This is a genomic window from Microcoleus sp. A6-C6, from assembly GCF_036705955.1.
In the GTDB taxonomy this organism is placed as follows: Bacteria; Cyanobacteriota; Cyanobacteriia; order Cyanobacteriales; family Microcoleaceae; genus Microcoleus.
Map to the genome: position 1 here is coordinate 18,318 of NZ_JAUBVR010000062.1, position 17,000 is coordinate 35,317.

Annotated in this window: 15 protein-coding genes; 11 read left to right on the top strand and 4 right to left on the bottom strand. The window is 45.4% G+C overall.

Annotated elements, in window-relative coordinates; translation table 11 throughout:
• Positions 1 to 157 precede the first annotated feature (157 nt).
• From QUB52_RS21510 to serS, 4 genes are all read left to right on the top strand, one after another.
• A complete protein-coding gene (locus QUB52_RS21510) occupies positions 158 to 1,702 on the top strand; it encodes a sugar ABC transporter ATP-binding protein (protein WP_332969578.1) in 1,545 nt (514 codons plus the stop codon).
• The gene (locus tag QUB52_RS21515; protein WP_332973713.1) at positions 1,699 to 2,703 is read left to right on the top strand and encodes an ABC transporter permease subunit; all 1,005 of its coding nucleotides are present in this window, start codon (positions 1,699 to 1,701) and stop codon (positions 2,701 to 2,703) included. The genes QUB52_RS21510 and QUB52_RS21515 overlap by 4 nt, the downstream gene beginning before the upstream one ends.
• Positions 2,704 to 2,751: 48 nt before the next feature.
• Positions 2,752 to 4,383 carry an iron uptake porin gene (locus QUB52_RS21520; RefSeq protein WP_332973712.1) on the top strand — a complete coding sequence of 544 codons (1,632 nt, stop codon included), beginning with the start codon at positions 2,752 to 2,754 and terminating at the stop codon, positions 4,381 to 4,383.
• Positions 4,384 to 4,756: 373 nt separating this feature from the next.
• A complete protein-coding gene (serS, locus tag QUB52_RS21525) occupies positions 4,757 to 6,037 on the top strand; it encodes a serine--tRNA ligase (protein WP_265236674.1) in 1,281 nt (426 codons plus the stop codon).
• 295 nt (positions 6,038 to 6,332) lie between these two features.
• On the opposite strand, the gene QUB52_RS21530 is transcribed toward serS, so the two are convergent.
• Positions 6,333 to 7,349: a hypothetical protein gene (locus QUB52_RS21530; protein WP_265236676.1), complete on the bottom strand. Its 1,017-nt coding sequence runs from the start codon at positions 7,347 to 7,349 to the stop codon at positions 6,333 to 6,335.
• 250 nt (positions 7,350 to 7,599) lie between these two features.
• On the opposite strand from QUB52_RS21530, the gene QUB52_RS21535 reads away from it, so the two are divergent.
• Both QUB52_RS21535 and QUB52_RS21540 read left to right on the top strand, forming a co-directional pair.
• A complete protein-coding gene (locus QUB52_RS21535) occupies positions 7,600 to 9,468 on the top strand; it encodes a 3-oxoacyl-[acyl-carrier-protein] synthase III C-terminal domain-containing protein (protein WP_332973711.1) in 1,869 nt (622 codons plus the stop codon).
• Positions 9,468 to 10,394, top strand: coding sequence for a DUF6999 family protein (locus QUB52_RS21540; protein ID WP_332973710.1), 927 nt, complete (start codon positions 9,468 to 9,470; stop codon positions 10,392 to 10,394). The genes QUB52_RS21535 and QUB52_RS21540 overlap by 1 nt, the downstream gene beginning before the upstream one ends.
• Positions 10,395 to 10,517: 123 nt before the next feature.
• Here the strand turns inward: QUB52_RS21540 and QUB52_RS21545 are convergent, their stop codons facing one another.
• Positions 10,518 to 10,655, bottom strand: coding sequence for a hypothetical protein (locus tag QUB52_RS21545; protein WP_265236679.1), 138 nt, complete (start codon positions 10,653 to 10,655; stop codon positions 10,518 to 10,520).
• Between the two features lie 315 nt (positions 10,656 to 10,970).
• Here QUB52_RS21545 and msrA point away from each other — a divergent pair, with 315 nt between their 5' ends.
• The 4 genes from msrA (at position 10,971) to QUB52_RS21565 (ending at position 13,273) form a co-directional block, all read left to right on the top strand.
• The gene (msrA, locus tag QUB52_RS21550) at positions 10,971 to 11,624 is read left to right on the top strand and encodes a peptide-methionine (S)-S-oxide reductase MsrA (protein ID WP_332973709.1); all 654 of its coding nucleotides are present in this window, start codon (positions 10,971 to 10,973) and stop codon (positions 11,622 to 11,624) included.
• 353 nt (positions 11,625 to 11,977) lie between these two features.
• A complete protein-coding gene (locus tag QUB52_RS21555; RefSeq protein WP_265236681.1) occupies positions 11,978 to 12,283 on the top strand; it encodes a hypothetical protein in 306 nt (101 codons plus the stop codon).
• A 35-nt stretch (positions 12,284 to 12,318) separates the two neighbouring features.
• Positions 12,319 to 12,660: a YtxH domain-containing protein gene (locus tag QUB52_RS21560; RefSeq protein WP_265236682.1), complete on the top strand. Its 342-nt coding sequence runs from the start codon at positions 12,319 to 12,321 to the stop codon at positions 12,658 to 12,660.
• A 37-nt stretch (positions 12,661 to 12,697) separates the two neighbouring features.
• Positions 12,698 to 13,273, top strand: a complete 576-nt coding sequence (locus QUB52_RS21565) for a DUF948 domain-containing protein (protein WP_265236683.1) — start codon at positions 12,698 to 12,700, stop codon at positions 13,271 to 13,273.
• A gap of 14 nt (positions 13,274 to 13,287) precedes the next feature.
• Here QUB52_RS21565 and QUB52_RS21570 read toward each other — a convergent pair whose 3' ends face one another.
• Together QUB52_RS21570 and QUB52_RS21575 are read right to left on the bottom strand one after the other, a co-directional pair.
• The gene (locus tag QUB52_RS21570; RefSeq protein WP_332967054.1) at positions 13,288 to 14,148 is read right to left on the bottom strand and encodes an Rpn family recombination-promoting nuclease/putative transposase; all 861 of its coding nucleotides are present in this window, start codon (positions 14,146 to 14,148) and stop codon (positions 13,288 to 13,290) included.
• A gap of 162 nt (positions 14,149 to 14,310) precedes the next feature.
• A complete protein-coding gene (locus tag QUB52_RS21575) occupies positions 14,311 to 15,003 on the bottom strand; it encodes a helix-turn-helix transcriptional regulator (RefSeq protein ID WP_332973708.1) in 693 nt (230 codons plus the stop codon).
• A gap of 66 nt (positions 15,004 to 15,069) precedes the next feature.
• Between QUB52_RS21575 and QUB52_RS21580 the strand changes: the two genes are divergently transcribed.
• Positions 15,070 to 16,749: a hypothetical protein gene (locus tag QUB52_RS21580; RefSeq protein ID WP_332973707.1), complete on the top strand. Its 1,680-nt coding sequence runs from the start codon at positions 15,070 to 15,072 to the stop codon at positions 16,747 to 16,749.
• Positions 16,750 to 17,000: the final 251 nt, after the last annotated feature.

Consider the following 17,000-nt stretch of genomic DNA (forward strand, 5'->3'; position numbering starts at 1 on the left):
CTTCGTGTCAAGTTAAGACTAAAACCTTGGAGGAATCCCGTTTTTACCCTAGTCTAGATTCCCCTTAAGAATGGGGACTTTGAAAAGCATCTTCTCCCCCTCTTAAGAAGGGGGATATAAGTTTAATAGTCAAGCAGATTTCCTTAAGGTATTTACGATGGTAAATAGCACTCAAGATTCAATTAAAACTAAGCCAGTCCTCGAAATGCAAGGTATTACAAAAACCTTTCACGGTTTTACAGCCTTGCACGATGTAAATATCACCATTTACCCAGGCGAAGTCCACGCCCTCATGGGGGAAAACGGTGCGGGCAAAAGTACGCTGATGAAAATTCTGGCGGGAGCCTACATAGCTGATGCAGGCGAAATCAGAATTGACGGTCAAGCTGTTAAGATGACAGACCCCGGTCAAGCCAGAAATTTAGGGATAGCGATTATTTATCAAGAACTCAATCTCGCCCCCAATCTGACAGTTGCTGAAAACATTTTTATGGGCAGCGAGCTGAAGAAAGGAGGTACATTTTTAGACCAAGATGAAATGCGACGTAGGGCCGCTGAGGTATTAAAAAACCTCGATGCAAGTTTTGATGCTGGAGACCTGGTTTCCACACTTTCAATTGCCGAACAGCAGCAAGTGGAAATAGCTAGGGCGCTCAAAGATAAAAGCCGAATTTTAGTAATGGACGAGCCGACGGCAGCGCTTTCAGACCGCGAAACAGATAAGCTTTTTGAAGTGGTTCGCCGTTTGCGGACTGAGGGAATTGCTATTATTTACATCAGCCACCGGATGGAAGAGATTTATGCCCTTGCCGATCGCGTGAGCGTCATCCGAGATGGCGGGTATATTGGCTCTCTTGAAAAGCACGAAATTTCTGCCAATCGCTTGGTGGAAATGATGGTGGGTCGTTCTTTACAGGATTTGTACGAAAACAAGCATCAAATAACACCGGGTGCTGTTGTTCTTGACGTAACAAATTTAAGCGACGGCCACAAAGTAAAGCCTGCTACTTTTCAACTTCATGCGGGCGAAATTCTGGGTTTAGCGGGTTTAGTTGGCGCTGGCAGAACAGAACTTGCCCGCCTGATTTTTGGTGCAGATCGAAAGACAAGCGGTGAAATAAAACTCGAAAATCGTCATCTTAATGTCTCGACACCCAATGAAGCAATGGCCGCCGGAATTGCTTACGTGCCCGAAGATCGCAAGGCTCTTGGACTATTTTTGGAGGCAACTTCGGGGGAAAATATCACCATGAATGTCCTCGATCGAGAAGCAAAAGCTGGCATTATTAACTCAAATTTTCTGTTGAAAATTGTCAATGATGCTATTGATAATTTGCAGATTCGCCTTGCAAGTCCGAGCATCAGGGCAATGGATCTTTCTGGAGGAAATCAGCAGAAGTTGCTGCTAGCGCGTTGGTTGGCTATCAACCCAAAGGTACTTTTGCTAGATGAACCGACGCGGGGTGTGGACATTGGCGCAAAAAGCGAAATTTATCGAATTATTAGCGATTTGGCAGCCAAAGGTGTGGCTATTTTGATGATTTCCAGCGAGTTGCCGGAAATTGTGGGAATGAGCGATCGCGTCTTAGTGATGCGAGCAGGAAGCCTCGTCGGTGAAGTAGGCGGAACGACTGGGGAAAAGATTACGCAAGAAAACATTATGGCTTATGCCACTGGTGCAAAAGAGGTAGTAAAATCATGAGTCAAACGCAAACAAAAACCAGCGGAAATTCAGGGAGCGATCGGCAGAAAGCAAGTAAAGCTCAAGCTTGGAGAAATTTTATTCAGGTTGCCGGTATCTTACCAATTTTGGTTGGGATCTGTATAATTTTTTCCTTGGTAACGCCCAACTTTCTTTCAGTAGGAAATTTGATCAATGTCATCCGGCAAGCATCGATCAATATTGTCCTAGCTACCGGCATGACTTTTGTGATTTTGACAGGCGGAATTGACCTTTCAGTCGGGTCAATTTTGGGCGTGACGGCAGTTGTCGGGGTGCTGGTTTCTTTAGTTCCAGGCCTCGGTTGGTTTGCCGTACCGGCTGCGTTAATAGCCGGAGTATTTTTAGGATTACTTAACGGCTCGCTAATTGCCTATTTAGGTTTGCCTCCGTTCATCGTAACCCTGGGTTCTTACACTGCTTTGCGGGGAGTGGCTTATTTAGTAGCTAACGGCACGACAGTTATTAATAGAAATCTCACTTTCGCTTGGATAGGTAACAGCTATGTTGGCCCTATTCCCTGGTTAGTTATTATCGCTTTTCTCGCAGTGTTAGCGAGTTGGTTTGTCTTGCGGCGGACTGTTCTAGGGAGGCATATTTATGCCGTGGGAGGCAACATTCGGGCAGCACGATTGACAGGTATTAAGGTGAGTCGCGTGCTGTTATTTGTCTATGGTGTGAGTGGGTTGCTTTCTGGTTTAGGTGGAATTATGAGCGCCTCGCGCCTCTACAGTGCGACGGGGATGTTGGGACAGGGCTACGAATTAGATGCGATCGCTGCTGTAATTTTGGGAGGAACGAGTTTTACAGGTGGAATTGGTACTATTTGGGGTACTTTGCTGGGGGCTTTAATTATTGCCCTGCTCAACAATGGACTAACTCTCATGAATGTATCTTTCTTCTGGCAGTTAGTTGTCAAAGGTTTGGTGATAATTATCGCAGTGACGATTGACAAAGTTCGCACAGGCTCAAGCGCAGCGTAAAGGTATTGCTAATTCGGTGTCTCGGTTCCTGATGCGGAGCTTTTTCCTATGCAAATCCAGCATTTTTATCAACTGATTACTGGTTTTATCCTGGGTTCACCTGCTGTATTTCTACTAACATCATCCCCAAGTTTTGCTGCACCAATTGATAGATTAGTTGCTCCTGAACCGTTAAATACCTTGGCAGAAGACCCCTTCGCGCAGGTGAATTCTGTCTCTCAACTCTCGGATGTAAAACCAACTGACTGGGCGTTTCAGGCGCTCCAATCTCTAGTAGAACGCTACGGCTGCATTGCCGGTTATCCCGACGGCACTTATAGAGGAAACCGCGCGCTGACGCGGTACGAATTTGCAGCAGGATTGAATAGCTGTCTCGATCGCATCAGCGAACTAATTGCCACAGGAACAACCAACCTGATTACTGGGGAAGATTTAGCGATCGTCCAAAAGCTGCAAGCAGAATTTGCCACTGAATTATCGGTGTTGCGGGGTCGAGTCGATGCTCTTGATGCACGCACAGCCGAACTAGAAGCGCATCAGTTTTCGACTACAACTAAGCTGAATGCGGAAATTATCGTGGTGGTAACAGATACCTCCGGTAACAGTGTTGGGGATTCGCGCGATCGCACCAACACTATTGTTGCCAACCGGGGGCGATTAAATTTTGAAACCAGCTTCACCGGTCGCGATATGCTGAGAACCCGTTTGGAATTCGGCAACTTGGGCAGGATTGCCGACAATACGGGTACAAATATGACGGCCTTGAACTTTGATGGCAATGTCGATAACACAATCACCGTCCCTCACGTATTGTATGTGACCCCGCTGACATCTAATCTCGCGCTGACCGTTGGCCCGACAGGTGTTGGGTATCCCGATATTACGGATTTGCTGACTCCTCCAACGATCGCCAGCGATAGTGAGGGAATTCCCTCGAAGTTCGGACAATACAATCCCCTTTACCGCCGGGGAGGTGGCGGTGCGGCTGTCAACTGGACGATCGTCAAAAACCTCACCCTGACAGTGGGCTATGTCGCCGGCAATCCCAATCTCTCGCAGCAAAGTAACGGTTTATTCAACGGTTCCTACAACGCTCTGGTTCAGCTTGCCTACCGGGCCGATCGCGGAGCAATTGGCGTAGCCTATTCTCGTACCTTTGCACCAAGCGGTAAAGCTGATCTCACAGGCGGTACGGGCAGTTTTCTGGCTGCGCGACCGTTTGGGGACAATATTGCTACATCCAGCGATTCTGTAGGCGTACAAGGATTTTACCGCCTTGCTCCCCGCTTCCAAGTTCACGGTTGGGGCGTTTATACTCGCGCCAATGCAGAAAATTCCGGTGTTAGCAGCCTTTCTAATGGTAGAGGTGGCGTGGTTTTGCTAAATGTTGACGGTGACGATCGCGCCGATATTGTGTATGGGGCGATCGGCATCAGTTTCCCAGATGTGGGAGGTGAAGGCAACCTACCGGGGATTTTAGTGGGTTTGCCAGGTCGCGTGACGAGCAGTAATGTGCGCCGCGAGCGAGATACTTCCTATCATATTGAAGCGTTCTATCGCTTTCAGGTCAACGACAACATTTCGATCACCCCTGGTGTTTGGGCCGTGGTTAATCCTGAGAATGACAGCCGCAACGACACTCAATGGGTTTGGTTGGTTCGCACTGGCTTTAACTTTTAACCGGAAAGATATTTTAGGACTTACTCACCTAGTCCGGGACGCAAAAACCCGGTTTCTTAACGTAATTGCCGGATTTGAGACGACAATCGCGAGAAACCGGGTTTTTTAGACCGATCGTGCATCCAGGGCTTCAAGTCCACTCCACAACAAAAAACCCCAGCCATCGCTGGCTGGGGTAGAAAATTATCAGGGTGCATCTACTAATATTTGCAACTATAACATACATTTGTGGGGTGTCACCCTTCATGGGTGACACCCAACGAAGATTTTAAGTCAGAATAAATTATGATTCAAGATGCCAATGATTAACAAAGCTTCTATATCATCTCGTTCTGTCCCAGCCGATCTAAAATTTAAGATTTAGAATAAATCTGTGCTAGACCTCAAATTAATCCGAGAAAACCCGCAAGCCGTGCAAGAAAGCCTCAACACTAGAGGAGGCAACTATGAAATCGAGCCGATTTTGCAATTAGACAAACAGCAGCGGGAGTTGGAAAACAAGCGATCGCAACTGCAAGCCCGCAGCAACGAAATAGCCAAACTCATCGGCCAAAAAAGAAAATCGGGTTTACCCCTCGAATCTCCCGAAATTCAGACTTTGCAAGCAGAAGGCAACGCAGTCGGCACGCAGTCGAACGAATTGCAAGCAGAGGAAAAAGACTTAAAAGCTCAAATAGAAGCATTATTGCTGCCACTTCCCAACTTGCCGGGCTCCTCAACGCCCTTGGGCAAAAATGAAGAAGAAAACGTCGAAATCCGGCGCTGGGGAGACGAATACATTCCCCAAAATCCCGATATTTTGCCGCACTGGGAAATTGGCGAAAAATTAGGAATTCTCAACTTTGAACGGGCAGTAAAAATTGCTGGGCCCCGATTTGTCACCTTAATTGGAGCCGGTGCAGCCCTGGAAAGAGCGATTATTCAATTCATGCTTGACCGCCACACCAAAGCTGGTTATATAGAAGTGATTCCCCCACTTTTAGTTAACACTGAATCCCTCACAGCTACCGGGCAATTGCCCAAATTTGCTGAAGAAAGTTTTAAGTGCGATCAAGACGATTTGTGGTTAATTCCTACTTCCGAAGTTCCGGTTGTCAATTTGTATCGAGGTGAAATATTGACAGCAGAACAGTTGCCGATTTATCACTGTTCTTTTACTCCTTGTTTTCGCCGAGAAGCTGGCAGTTACGGCAAGGATACGCGGGGATTAATTCGGTTGCACCAATTTAATAAGGTGGAATTGGTGAAACTTGTGCATCCGAGTACCTCTGAGGCAGAGCACGAAAAGCTTGTGCAGGATGCTGAGGGAGTTTTGCAGGCGCTGAAATTGCCTTATCGGGCGATCGAGCTTTGTACCGGTGACTTAGGTTTCGCGGCGGCAAAAACCTACGATTTGGAGGTTTGGCTGCCTTCTGCGGGCAAATACCGCGAGATTTCGAGTTGTTCCAACGTCGCAGATTTTCAAGCGCGGCGGGCTAACATTCGCTTTAAAGAAGCGGGGAAAAAAGGCACTCAATTTGTGCACGCGCTTAACGGTTCTGGTTTAGCTATCGGCCGGACAATGGCAGCTATTTTGGAGAATTACCAGCAGCCGGATGGAACTATAAAAGTGCCGGAAGTGCTGCAATCTTATCTCGGTCGCGAGGTCTTGTAAACTAGGTTTGTAAGCGGTTGTGCATTTAAATTGCCTATTTGGGGCGGGCTAGAAGCCCACCCCATAAGAATTTGATTATTTCTTGATGTGTAATTTAAATAGATTTCTTGCATATATCTTTGATTGATAGGTTGACCGCAGATGTCAGGCAGATAAACACAGATAAACGCAGATACAATTTTAAGATAATTGGTGAATAAATGCAATCTTGTCTATCTATTTTTCTTGAATCTCTTGTGGGGCGTTGCTCTGAGCATCACCCCAAATATACAATTTAAATGTCCCAACCGCCGACTCACAAATTTTTGAGCGCTTCCTTGATATCCAGCGCCAAAAATCTATCCAACGCTAAATACATCCAATAAACAGATAACTGAGCATCACTGCTAGTCTTTTGAAACCCCAAAGCAAAGCTCATTTTTTGATAACTGGGGTGAATAATTAGCGTGTACAAGTCGCAAAGATTAGGAAAATCTGTCTGCATTTCTACTAAAATTTTTTGTGCATCCTCAATCAAAGTAATCCGGTATTCTTCCAAGTATTTCGGATCGATGATCCAACAGCGAACAAATACTGACTGGCAATTTTCATCCCCTGGTAGCGCCATTTTGAAAGGATCGATCTCAGAAACAGAACTTAAATGCAGGCTTTTGCTGGGAGCACTAAAAAAATTAACTTCCGATTCACTAGCGGTGGGATAAAGTAAGTAAAACCCGACTGGATTGAGATTGTCGCAGCGACGCAAAACTCGTATTCCTTTTGAATATTGACCAGCCGAAAGTCGAATAATTTTAGCAATCTTTTGGGGAACTGCGTTCGTGCTGCGGTTCATCCAGTTATAATAAGTTGCTAGTAAATTTGCTACGGGAATTGCGTCGCATCGAGGGTTAAAATCATCTAATTTGAGTTTGACTGGATTTTCGGGCTGCGGGGTATCTAAAATTTCGGAAACTGGTTGAATTTCAATTGCTGTGGCGTTACCGTCAAAGTGTTTTGCGATCAATCCGAGTGCTGCTAATTTGTCTAACATCATGCCGGCGGCGCGATCGCTCCCGCGATCGGAATCGGAGTAAAATAGTTCTGCGGCTTCCCGGTGAGTGCACTGCACTTCTGTTGCTGGCAATTCCAGTTTCGCCAGCGGCGGTTTGAGGCGGGGCTGGCTTTCCTGAAGCTGTTTCACCGATAAGTAAATCCAAAGCCTGACAAAGCATTCAGCCCTAGTGCGAGTTACGCCTACTCGTTTCATCAACAGCGAAACAGCGGCGCGGCGTTGAGATTGAGAATACCAAGCATCTAGTTTTTCAATATCCATTTCAGTCGGGAAGCAGGAAAGGAACTCTAGTTATATATTTTGGCTTAATTTTTCAAAAAACTTCACTCCGCTTCAGGTTACTTGTTGCCGCTATTGCTCAACTTGCCTGATTGCCGGCGACTCTACAATATAGCTGGTTGCTCCTTGCAAGTTCACGACTTCACAAAGCACAATCAATTTTAGATGTTTTCTGGCTGGATTTAATAAAGCAACGAACTCGACTAAATTAGCAATTTTAGAGGTTGACGGTATGTACAGCGCTTATATCAATCGGATTGGAAAATTTTTGCCCGGAAAACCAATTAATAATGATGAGATGGAGGAGTATTTGGGCAAAATTGCCGATCGCCCTTCGAGAGTTAGAAAGCGCATTCTCAACAGCAACGGGATTAAACAGCGCTATTACGCGATCGACAAACAGCAGCAAACACTGTATTCTAACAGCCAAATGGCAGCCTTTGCCGTCCGGGATGCGATCGCCCAGGCAAATTTGGAACCAACGGCGATCGACTTACTAGCCTGCGCCACCACTTTACCAGACTTATTAGTACCAGGATTTGCCAGCACAGTACATGGGGAACTTTCCGAATTATCTCCCCTAGAAATAGTTTCAACTCAAGGAGTTTGCTGTGCCGGAATTACCGCCTTAAATTACGCCGTATCTCAACTCGAATTAGGCAAAAAACAAACAGCAATCGCCGTAGCCTCCGAATTTCCCTCGCGCCTGTTCAAAAACACCAAATTTGAAGCAGAAACATCAGTCCAAGCCGGAAAACCCCTACCTTTCGATACAGAATTTCTGCGCTGGATGCTATCAGACGGTGCTGGAGCATTTTTGTTGCAAAACCATCCCAACAGCACAGGAATTAGCTTAAAAATAGAATGGATTGAATTGATTTCCCACGCCAACGCTTATCCAGTTTGTATGTATTCAGGATTAGCAAACGAAACAGCAACCAAAAGCTGGTTAGATTATTCCTCCTACCTCGATGCAGCCGCAGCCGGAGCTTTTGACTTGCGGCAAAATATTCGCTTGCTCGACAATGTAATGCAATTAGGTGTTGAAGGTTGGCTGAGATTGATTAAAGCAGGGAAAGTTTTTCCGCAGGAAATCGACTGGCTGCTGTGCCACTATTCCTCTCACTTTTTCCGGGGACAAATTGTCGAACTTCTGGAACAAGCAGGCTGCATGATTCCTGAAGAAAAATGGTTTACCAACTTGTACACCAGGGGAAATACAGGCTGCGCCTCGATTTATTTAATGTTAGAAGAATTGTTCAATTCTGGCAAATTGCAGCCCGGACAAAAAATATTTTGTTTCGTACCGGAAAGCGGCCGCTTTACAACAGCTTATATGATGTTAACTGCTGTGGAAAATACCAATAAACCTATGATTTCTCAAATGTCTAAATCCGTTGATGTTCCCGAAGCTTCGCCTCTCGAAAGTGTTAAACCGGAACACCCCAACTCTCCGCAAGCTTATTTGTTGCGGGAGTTAGCCTGGATTTGGCTGAAGTTCGATCGCGAAATTCGTTCCGTTCCCATTGTCCGCAAATTGTACCGGGGAGAGTTTACAATAGAAGACTATCAAGCATTGCTGTGCAATCTCCGCCCGCAAGTTGTCGAGGGTGCTCGCTGGATTGCGCGCGCTGCTTCTAACATGACTGACTTCCGTTTGCGATCGACTTTTATCGGCCACGCCCAAGACGAACACCGCGACTATCAAATGCTAGAAAAAAATTATGTTTCTGTCGGCGGCGAGTTGTCAAAAATTGTCGAATATGATAAGAATATTGGCAGCGAAGCCCTATCAGCTTTTATCTTCCAGCAAGCATCGCGGGAAAATCCGGTTGATTTAATTGGTAGTATGTTTATTATCGAAGGATTGGGCAATCGGTTGGCGGGAAAGTGGGCAAAAGAAATTAAGGAAACTCTCGGATTGCAAGACGAACAAGTATCATTTTTAGCTTATCACGGAGCGAATGATGAGTCCCATTTAGCGAAATTAGAAAATTTGATTAATGCTGAATGGATGACGGATGATATCGCCCGCCGCATTGTCAAAACTGCCCGCGTTACTGCTCGTTTATATTTGCTGCAATTGGAGGAAATCCGCTAATGCAAAAGCTGCAAAAACAAGATACGGAAAATCTCCCGGATGAGCGAAAAATCCCTTATGCTACGAAACCCTACAACCGCCGAGATCCGAATGTTTGGGATGTCCTGTTTTGCGATCGGTCAATTCCCGTCGATTTAGTTGCAAAAGCATACATGATCCGGGATTTGCAAAACTGGACTCGCAGTTATTTGCTCATCCCGATTAAAGTAATTGCTAACTTGTTGCTGGCGGTAATTATGACCGCAAAGCGCCTGTTGCCATTTCAATTTCGCGCTTACACTTTAATGCACAAATCGGCAGCATTTTTCCTAAATAACTTTGTCTCGCCAGAAGCTTGTTATTTAATTGTGCGGCACATCTGCGCGGGTTCCAACATTATCAACTTCTTGATTGATAACGGCCCGGATACCCAGATTGAAAAGTCAAAATTGTATCCGCGCACAGTTAGCGATTTAGCTGACAATGCGTTTCTGGAACACGACTTAATTCTGTATAACTTTGTGTGGGACTACAACCAGGCAATGCTGACAAATCCCAACTGGTTGCAGATTGTCAAAAAACGGGGAATTAATTATGATAGCATTCAACCTGTGGAAGTTGCAATAGATTTTGAGAAACGCAGGTGGCTGAGGATTCTAGATTTAGAATCTGCGATCGAATTGTTTAAAGTATTTTATTCTCTGTGTTTGACTAGCGACGAATTTGCGCGAGCAGTTATGTCACTTCAGTTAGATGAAAACTTCGGAGTGTACGTCAGCGAAATTACCGGAAATTGCGACTGGAATCATGTAATTGTGAACCGCCATCCGCTAGCGCCAAACAGTCCGTTTAATGCAGCCCGTGACTTGTTTTTGCACGGGATCATTTCGGAATATCTCTATCGGTATTTGGAACTGCGAAAAGAGATGAGCAATGCTGAAAATTAGGGTGCTTAGGTAGGTGCAACGTAAGCACCTTACGAATATAATTAGCGCGTCCAATAACTTTTTGCGTAAGTCCTGAAGTTTGAAAGAATGGTTAATTTTTAGGTCAAAAATTAATAGGAAAACTCAAGCTGCTGCTAGCTGTGCTTGTTCTGCTGCTTTGGGCAAAGTCTGATTTACCACAATCCATTTGCCTGTAATTGGGTCGCGGTAAGTAATAAACGGATTAGATTTTAAAGGTTGACTGCAAGGTTTAGCGCCCATTTCTCACTCCCAATAGATGGTATTGAATAACTACTACAACACCCTACCTTTAATAATCGGCTATTTTGCCTAAAATCCGCGTGATTTATAACTCAACAATAGGTGATATTTTAGGTATGTTTTGGTGACATAGAACACTGCCTAATGTGATTTAAAACTGCGTTGGCAGTGAGCATTATCACCAAAAACCTTCCGTAAAAAAAATCTGCCTTCTGGTTTTTACCTTCTACCTTCAAAAGTGCCACTATTTTCAGTTAATATCTGATATTATTAAGTAAGGTAAAGACGTTTATCAGAGATCGCCCTCACAAATTTATGGTGCTATTTGGATTTGGCAAAAAGTCGAGCCTGCCCTCTGCTCAAGAGGCCTTACCGGGACGGGCAGAGCAGATAGCGGTACCGGCAACTCACTTTGTTAACGGCAATCCGCTCAAACCTCCCTTTCCAAACGGCATGGAGATTGCCGTGTTTGGTTTGGGCTGTTTTTGGGGCGCGGAACGGAAATTTTGGCAGCAAAATGGAGTTTTTTCGACTGCTGCGGGTTACGCGGCGGGGATTACTCCGAATCCTACTTATAACGAAGTTTGCAGCGGGATGACTGGACACAATGAAGTTGTTTTGGTTGTGTTCGATCCGAAAGTAGTAAGTTACGAAACGCTGCTCAAAGTTTTTTGGGAAAGTCACAACCCGACTCAAGGAATGAAGCAGGGTAATGATTCGGGTACTCAATATCGATCGGGCATTTACACGTATTCAGCCAACCAAAAACAGCTAGCTGAAGCTTCGCGTGATGCTTACCAGCAAGCTCTGACGGCGGAAGGTTACGGCAAGATTACCACGGAAATTCTGGAGGCTCCTGAGTTTTATTACGCAGAAAGCTATCACCAGCAATATCTTGCTAAAAACCCGAACGGTTATTGCGGTTTGGGCGGTACTAAGGTTTGTTTGCCTGCTATGTCTGAGGTTTGAGATTCGATCGCGCTTGATCGGGACACATAGATCAGACGGCGGTTGAAACCGCGTCTACACAAACGATGTCCGCCTCCGCGGACTGAAGATCAGATGGCGGTTTAACTGGTTCCCAGGCTCCAGCCTGGGAGCCCATATTTAGAGGCTCTGCCTCGCTTGGGAAAATGGAGGCAGAGCCTCCGGATCTGCGTTACCAGGCTGGAGCCTGGTAACGAGTAATAAAATAACGTAATTTTAACCGCCGTTCTTCAACCCGCGCACCATCCGGGTTTTGTTTGTGTAGACGCGGTTTCAACCGCCCGATCTTCTGCCACAAAACGCGGAATATATTAGTAGTTGAAAACAGGTGAGAAATGCTGACGGCTGTTGTAATTATCAATTTAATGATATCTGTGGTGTGTTTTTATATCGCTACAAGAGTGTGGAAAATCAGACGGACGATCGCACGTTTGGAAATTCGGATCACAGCAATGGAGCGCTGTAGCAGCAATGTCCTCGCAAAATCGCCGAATTTTTTTGCTAAAAGGCAGCAAGGTGCTCACCAATTACGGCGGGATTATCAACAACTGGAATTGCAACTGCAACAGGTTCAGCAACTTTTGAGATTGCTGGGTTTGGGACGGATGCTTTGGCTCAGGCGCGATCGACTTTTGAGGTAAGCTATCCTAAAATTGTATGGAGAGAAGTTATAAAAATGTCATCTAAACGTTCAGGATTATTTATTGGCGGTCTGTTGGTGGGTTCTGCGATCGGGGCCGTGACTGGGTTGTTGATGGCACCGCGACCGGGGAAGGAGACGCGGCAGATCTTGAAAAAATCGGCCGATGCTTTGCCGGAGTTGGCGGAGGATTTATCGAGTAGCGTCCAGTTGCAGGCCGATCGACTTTCGGAAACTGCACTGCGTAATTGGGACGAAACTTTGGTTAGATTGAAGGAGGCGATCGCAGCGGGTTTAGAAGCGACGCAGCGGGAACGCCAAACGCTGTCGGAAACTGAAGTCGAAGTAAGTCCTCCGTTGCGCCCTCCTGTCCGCTAAATTACATGAAATCCCAAACCCCACATCCGAGATTCAAGTGAGTGATCCCATATTCTGGCTAGGACTTTCGATTTTGCTAGTGGCGGTTAGCCTAACTGCTGTTTTAGTGACTTTAATACCTGCGGTGCAAGCGCTAGCAAGGGCAGCCCGCAGCGTCGAAAAGCTCGCTGACACGCTTGCGCGCGAGTTTCCGCCTACTTTGGAGGCGATTCGGTTGACGGGGCTGGAAATTAGCGAGTTGACGGATGATGTCAGCGATGGGGTGCACAGTGCGGGGGAGGTTGTCAAACAGGTCGATCGAAGTATTGGTACCGCGAAGAAGCAGGCGCAAAACGTGCAGGTGACAACTCGCAGCGTGGTGACTGGGGTGATGGCTGCTTGGAAAAGTTTAACTCGGAAGCCGCCGATTTCTGGGACAAATCGCCGATCAGATAGATTGTCGGCGAGTCAAAGAAGTGCGATTTCGCTGAGGGATTCGGGTTTGGATGACAGGTATTCTGGGGGTTACGGCGCTGGTGCGAGTAATGGGGAATCGCCACGGTTGAGGAAGGGCGAGGGTTCTGGTTTGTCGGGGGATTCGGAAGATTTTGAGCAAGTGTCGAAGGATTCTTGATAGTCGATCGCTTTTTACCTTCCTTGTTTCAACTTTTGAATTTCCTCCATACTCAATCCTGTTGTTTGAGCGATCGTTGCTTCATCTAACACATCCAGAAGTCCTTTGGCAATTTCAAGCGCTTTTTCCTTCATTGCCTGTGAAACAGCCTGTGAAACAGCCTGCTTAACAGCTTTAGTAATAGCATTCCGCTGGTCTTGTATGTAAATTTCCTGATGTTCTAAATCTTCCAACTCTTCGCGGGTTAAATCGGCGCGATTTGCAACTTCAAAAGCTTTCTGAATTGCTGGCACTTCTCCCATTTGTTCCGGTACGATTTCTAAACTTTTGGCATTTCTCAGGAAATATATCCACTTATCGGTTAGCGTTTCTAATTCCTCTAGTTTTTTGCCAAATTTAGGTAATTCGACAAATACTAACTCAATATCATAAATTAGATAGTCAACCAGAAAATCTCTTTCTTTCAGGACAAAACGGGAAATTACTTTGTCGAGATTGGGGAACATTTCAAAGTCAGTAATAGTTAAGGCAATTACCGGATTTAGTAGTGTGTAATCGGCTCCCGTGTCGAGTTGAATCGAATAAGCTTTAGCAGCATTGTACAATATCCGCTTTTCAAAGCCTTCTACATTCAATACCTGCATTTCGATAATAACTGTTTGCTCATTATTCAGCTTGGCTCGGATATCTAAGTAAGTATCTTTAACTCCTCTAATTTTGGGGGGTTGATAGGGATTGAGGATTTCTAAAGATTCGATCGCAGAATTGCCTTGATAGAGGATAGCGTTGAGAAAACTGATGAGGATGTCTTTGTTTTGTTCGTCGCCGAATATTTTTTTAAAGGCAAAATCTGTTTTGGGATTGATAAATCTCATTTTTGAAACCTCGACTGTGAAGGAATCGATCTCGATTATAATTATACCATTAATACTGTTTGATTGAGGGTCTTCTCAGATGGCAAAGCTTTTTTGTAAGATTTGTGGTTGAAGGCCGATCGCCCTTCAGTTAGATTAGTTACTATAGGGGCGATCGCACATCTAATCGTTTTTATCTAAGTCTTCTTTTTTCGGATTTTCTGAAGTTGAGGGGAATGTTAACTGAATGTTAATATCCATCGATATTGTACTTTGTTCAAGCCAGCCTATATTAACTATTTTTACTAATGCTTCTGTCGGCAAAGAATTATTAACTTTAAATTGTGCTGACGACTGAACTTTAAATCCTGCTTCCTGTAACCGATCGCACACATTTCTCCAATTTCCCACTGGTTCATTCGGTAAATCTGCGAGCTTTTTAACATATTGGTATAAAGTTTTACACAGATAAACCTCTGCACTTTTCGGAGTCTGAAACATTTTTTTAGCTATTTCGGCGGGACTGCAACCGGAAAGCAGCCCTCGGAGATAGAGCTTTTCAGTGTCTGTGAGTCCTCTGCGCGATCGGGGAGAGATTTGCCGTTTAGCTTCTGCGAAAGCTTGGTAAAGCCTTTCTAAGTCCCAGTGTTGGGCTGCTTCGGTAAATAAGTCTTCTTTTGAGGCCATTGTCGGGTGCGGTGAGATGTGGCTAACGTTAGCATAACGGAAATTGCTAACGTTTGTTAGTTGTATGTTAGCTCTAGGTAGTGTATTGTTACATACATTAGGCATAGTTAAGTTTGTTAAATCGGTGTAGCGCGGAGTAGGAATACTCAGAGTCAGCAATCGGCGCGATCGGCTTTGACGAGAAATCATTTATTTAATACCAGCAAACACGCGGCAAGTCTCTGTACTTGTGCCGATTCAACACGAGGAAATAACGTGTCTAATTTTTTTACGCCTGAATTTAATAAGGAAAGTGCGATCGCACCTTGGAATAGCAGCCTAGAAGCGACTCCAGGAATTATCCCAAAGTTAGATGCTAACGGCATCCTAACGGGGGGTGTCGGTCAAGAAGTTAATATCCCGACTTTAACGCCAAACACCTACGACAATATCATTTTGCCTGACGCTTCGCCGACTCTGATGGCTAAGGCGCTGACAACCGAGTCCAACACCAGTTTACCGGATAGCTCTGTCGATTTGCTGACCGGTCAGGCGATGTCAGAGGTATATGAGGATCTGAGTAAGTTTGCGGCTGAGCCTGATTTCGTGACAAAGATGAATGTGGCGTTTGGGGAAAACTGGGATGCTGCGGGTGCGAAAGCCTTAGCTGAAGGATGGTTTAATCGCGATTTTAGTACAATTCCCCCGGTGAAGGTTGTCTCGTCTGCTGACATTGGTGGCGGGAATGGAGCTTTTGCAGCGGCGACGGATACGATTTATTTATCGAAGGAATTTTTGGCTCAGAATGGGGCTAACCCAGCGGCGGTAGCGGATGTGCTGCTGGAAGAGATCGGGCATTCTGTGGATGCGCGGTTGAATGTTACGGATTCACCGGGTGATGAGGGGGCGATTTTTTCGGCGGTTGTTCAGGGGAAAACTTTTGATGAGGCGGATTTAGCAAGTTTAAAAGCTGAGGATGATAGTGCAATCATTCACTTAAATGGTCAAGAAATTCAGGTAGAAAAAGCATCACTTCCAGACCCAGGATTGAGAACAGTTGTTCATATACAGGATATTGGTGACAGAACCTTTTCAGAAGGTGCTGTTGCCGGTACTACAGGTCAGTCACGGCGCTTAGAGGGGTTTCAGATAAATCTTGATTCTCAAATTCCAGGCTTAAGCATGGAGTACATGGCTCATATTGAAGGTACCGGTGATACATCTTGGGTCAGAGAAGGGCAGTATGTTGGTACAAAAAATCAATCTCGACGGATTGAGGGATTTGCCATCCGTCTCACAGGTTCCCAAGCATCTAAGTATGATGTATTTTATCAGTCTCATGTAGAGGGAATAGGTAACACTGCCAGAGTCGGAAATGGTCAATTTAGCGGAACTCGTGGCCTGTCTAAACGAGTCGAGGCTATTTCAGTTTGGGTACAACCTAAAAGCAATCCAGATATCGATATCCAACTCTCCTATCCCAAAGGAGGCTTTAGTCAATCAGAAATGAACCAGATGGAAAAAGCCGCCCAAAATTGGGAGAGGATAATCACTAAAGATAAGGACTCTAGTGGAGTTCTGAAGATTTCAGTTCTTAAAGAGGTACCTTCTAATTCAGGTTTTTGGGCCCAAACCATTCAGGACATTGGTGTCAATTCCCGAATGAATCAATCACGTAACTATTCAGAGCGAAACATTGACATAAATGGAGTTGATTATGGCAATGAAATTCGGTTTAACCCTAACCCCGTAATTGTTAAGAAAATTTTAGATGGTAATTCGCTAGTTCGGCTAGCTATGCATGAAATTGGTCATACCCTAGGCATTGACCATGAAGCTGGTTACAGCCTGATGAACCACGATAACTTTAATCCCACAATGACCAACAGTATGTACAATACTCTAACCGCTCAGGGTTATGGTATTGATCGCACTGTGCCGATTAACTGGTCTTGATTAGTTTTGTATAAGTGAGGTTTAGCGATCGCCCTTTCATTCCAAAGTGCGATCTGCACTATCCCATCCTAAATCTCACGCGGGCGATCGCCCTTTCCTTCCAAAAGTGCGCCCCTATCCCATCCCAAATCTCATGCGGGCGATCGCCCTTTCATTCCCAAAGTGCGATCGCCTTTATGTAGGGCTTGCTGAATAATCGAGCACATATTGCCTCGTCTGAGTTTCGATACTGCGATCGAGAATAAAGTGCA

Excerpts from the sequence above, each read along its gene's own strand:
- QUB52_RS21515 (WP_332973713.1), top strand. The coding sequence starts at position 1,699 with ATGAGTCAAACGCAAACAAAAACCAGCGGAAATTCAGGGAGCGATCGG.
- QUB52_RS21510 (WP_332969578.1), top strand. The coding sequence starts at position 158 with ATGGTAAATAGCACTCAAGATTCAATTAAAACTAAGCCAGTCCTCGAA.
- QUB52_RS21535 (WP_332973711.1), top strand. The coding sequence starts at position 7,600 with ATGTACAGCGCTTATATCAATCGGATTGGAAAATTTTTGCCCGGAAAA.
- QUB52_RS21575 (WP_332973708.1), bottom strand. The coding sequence starts at position 15,003 with ATGATTTCTCGTCAAAGCCGATCGCGCCGATTGCTGACTCTGAGTATT.
- QUB52_RS21555 (WP_265236681.1), top strand. The coding sequence starts at position 11,978 with ATGCTGACGGCTGTTGTAATTATCAATTTAATGATATCTGTGGTGTGT.
- QUB52_RS21520 (WP_332973712.1), top strand. The coding sequence starts at position 2,752 with ATGCAAATCCAGCATTTTTATCAACTGATTACTGGTTTTATCCTGGGT.
- msrA (WP_332973709.1), top strand. The coding sequence starts at position 10,971 with ATGGTGCTATTTGGATTTGGCAAAAAGTCGAGCCTGCCCTCTGCTCAA.
- QUB52_RS21530 (WP_265236676.1), bottom strand. The coding sequence starts at position 7,349 with ATGGATATTGAAAAACTAGATGCTTGGTATTCTCAATCTCAACGCCGC.
- QUB52_RS21540 (WP_332973710.1), top strand. The coding sequence starts at position 9,468 with ATGCAAAAGCTGCAAAAACAAGATACGGAAAATCTCCCGGATGAGCGA.
- QUB52_RS21560 (WP_265236682.1), top strand. The coding sequence starts at position 12,319 with ATGTCATCTAAACGTTCAGGATTATTTATTGGCGGTCTGTTGGTGGGT.
- QUB52_RS21545 (WP_265236679.1), bottom strand. The coding sequence starts at position 10,655 with ATGGGCGCTAAACCTTGCAGTCAACCTTTAAAATCTAATCCGTTTATT.
- QUB52_RS21570 (WP_332967054.1), bottom strand. The coding sequence starts at position 14,148 with ATGAGATTTATCAATCCCAAAACAGATTTTGCCTTTAAAAAAATATTC.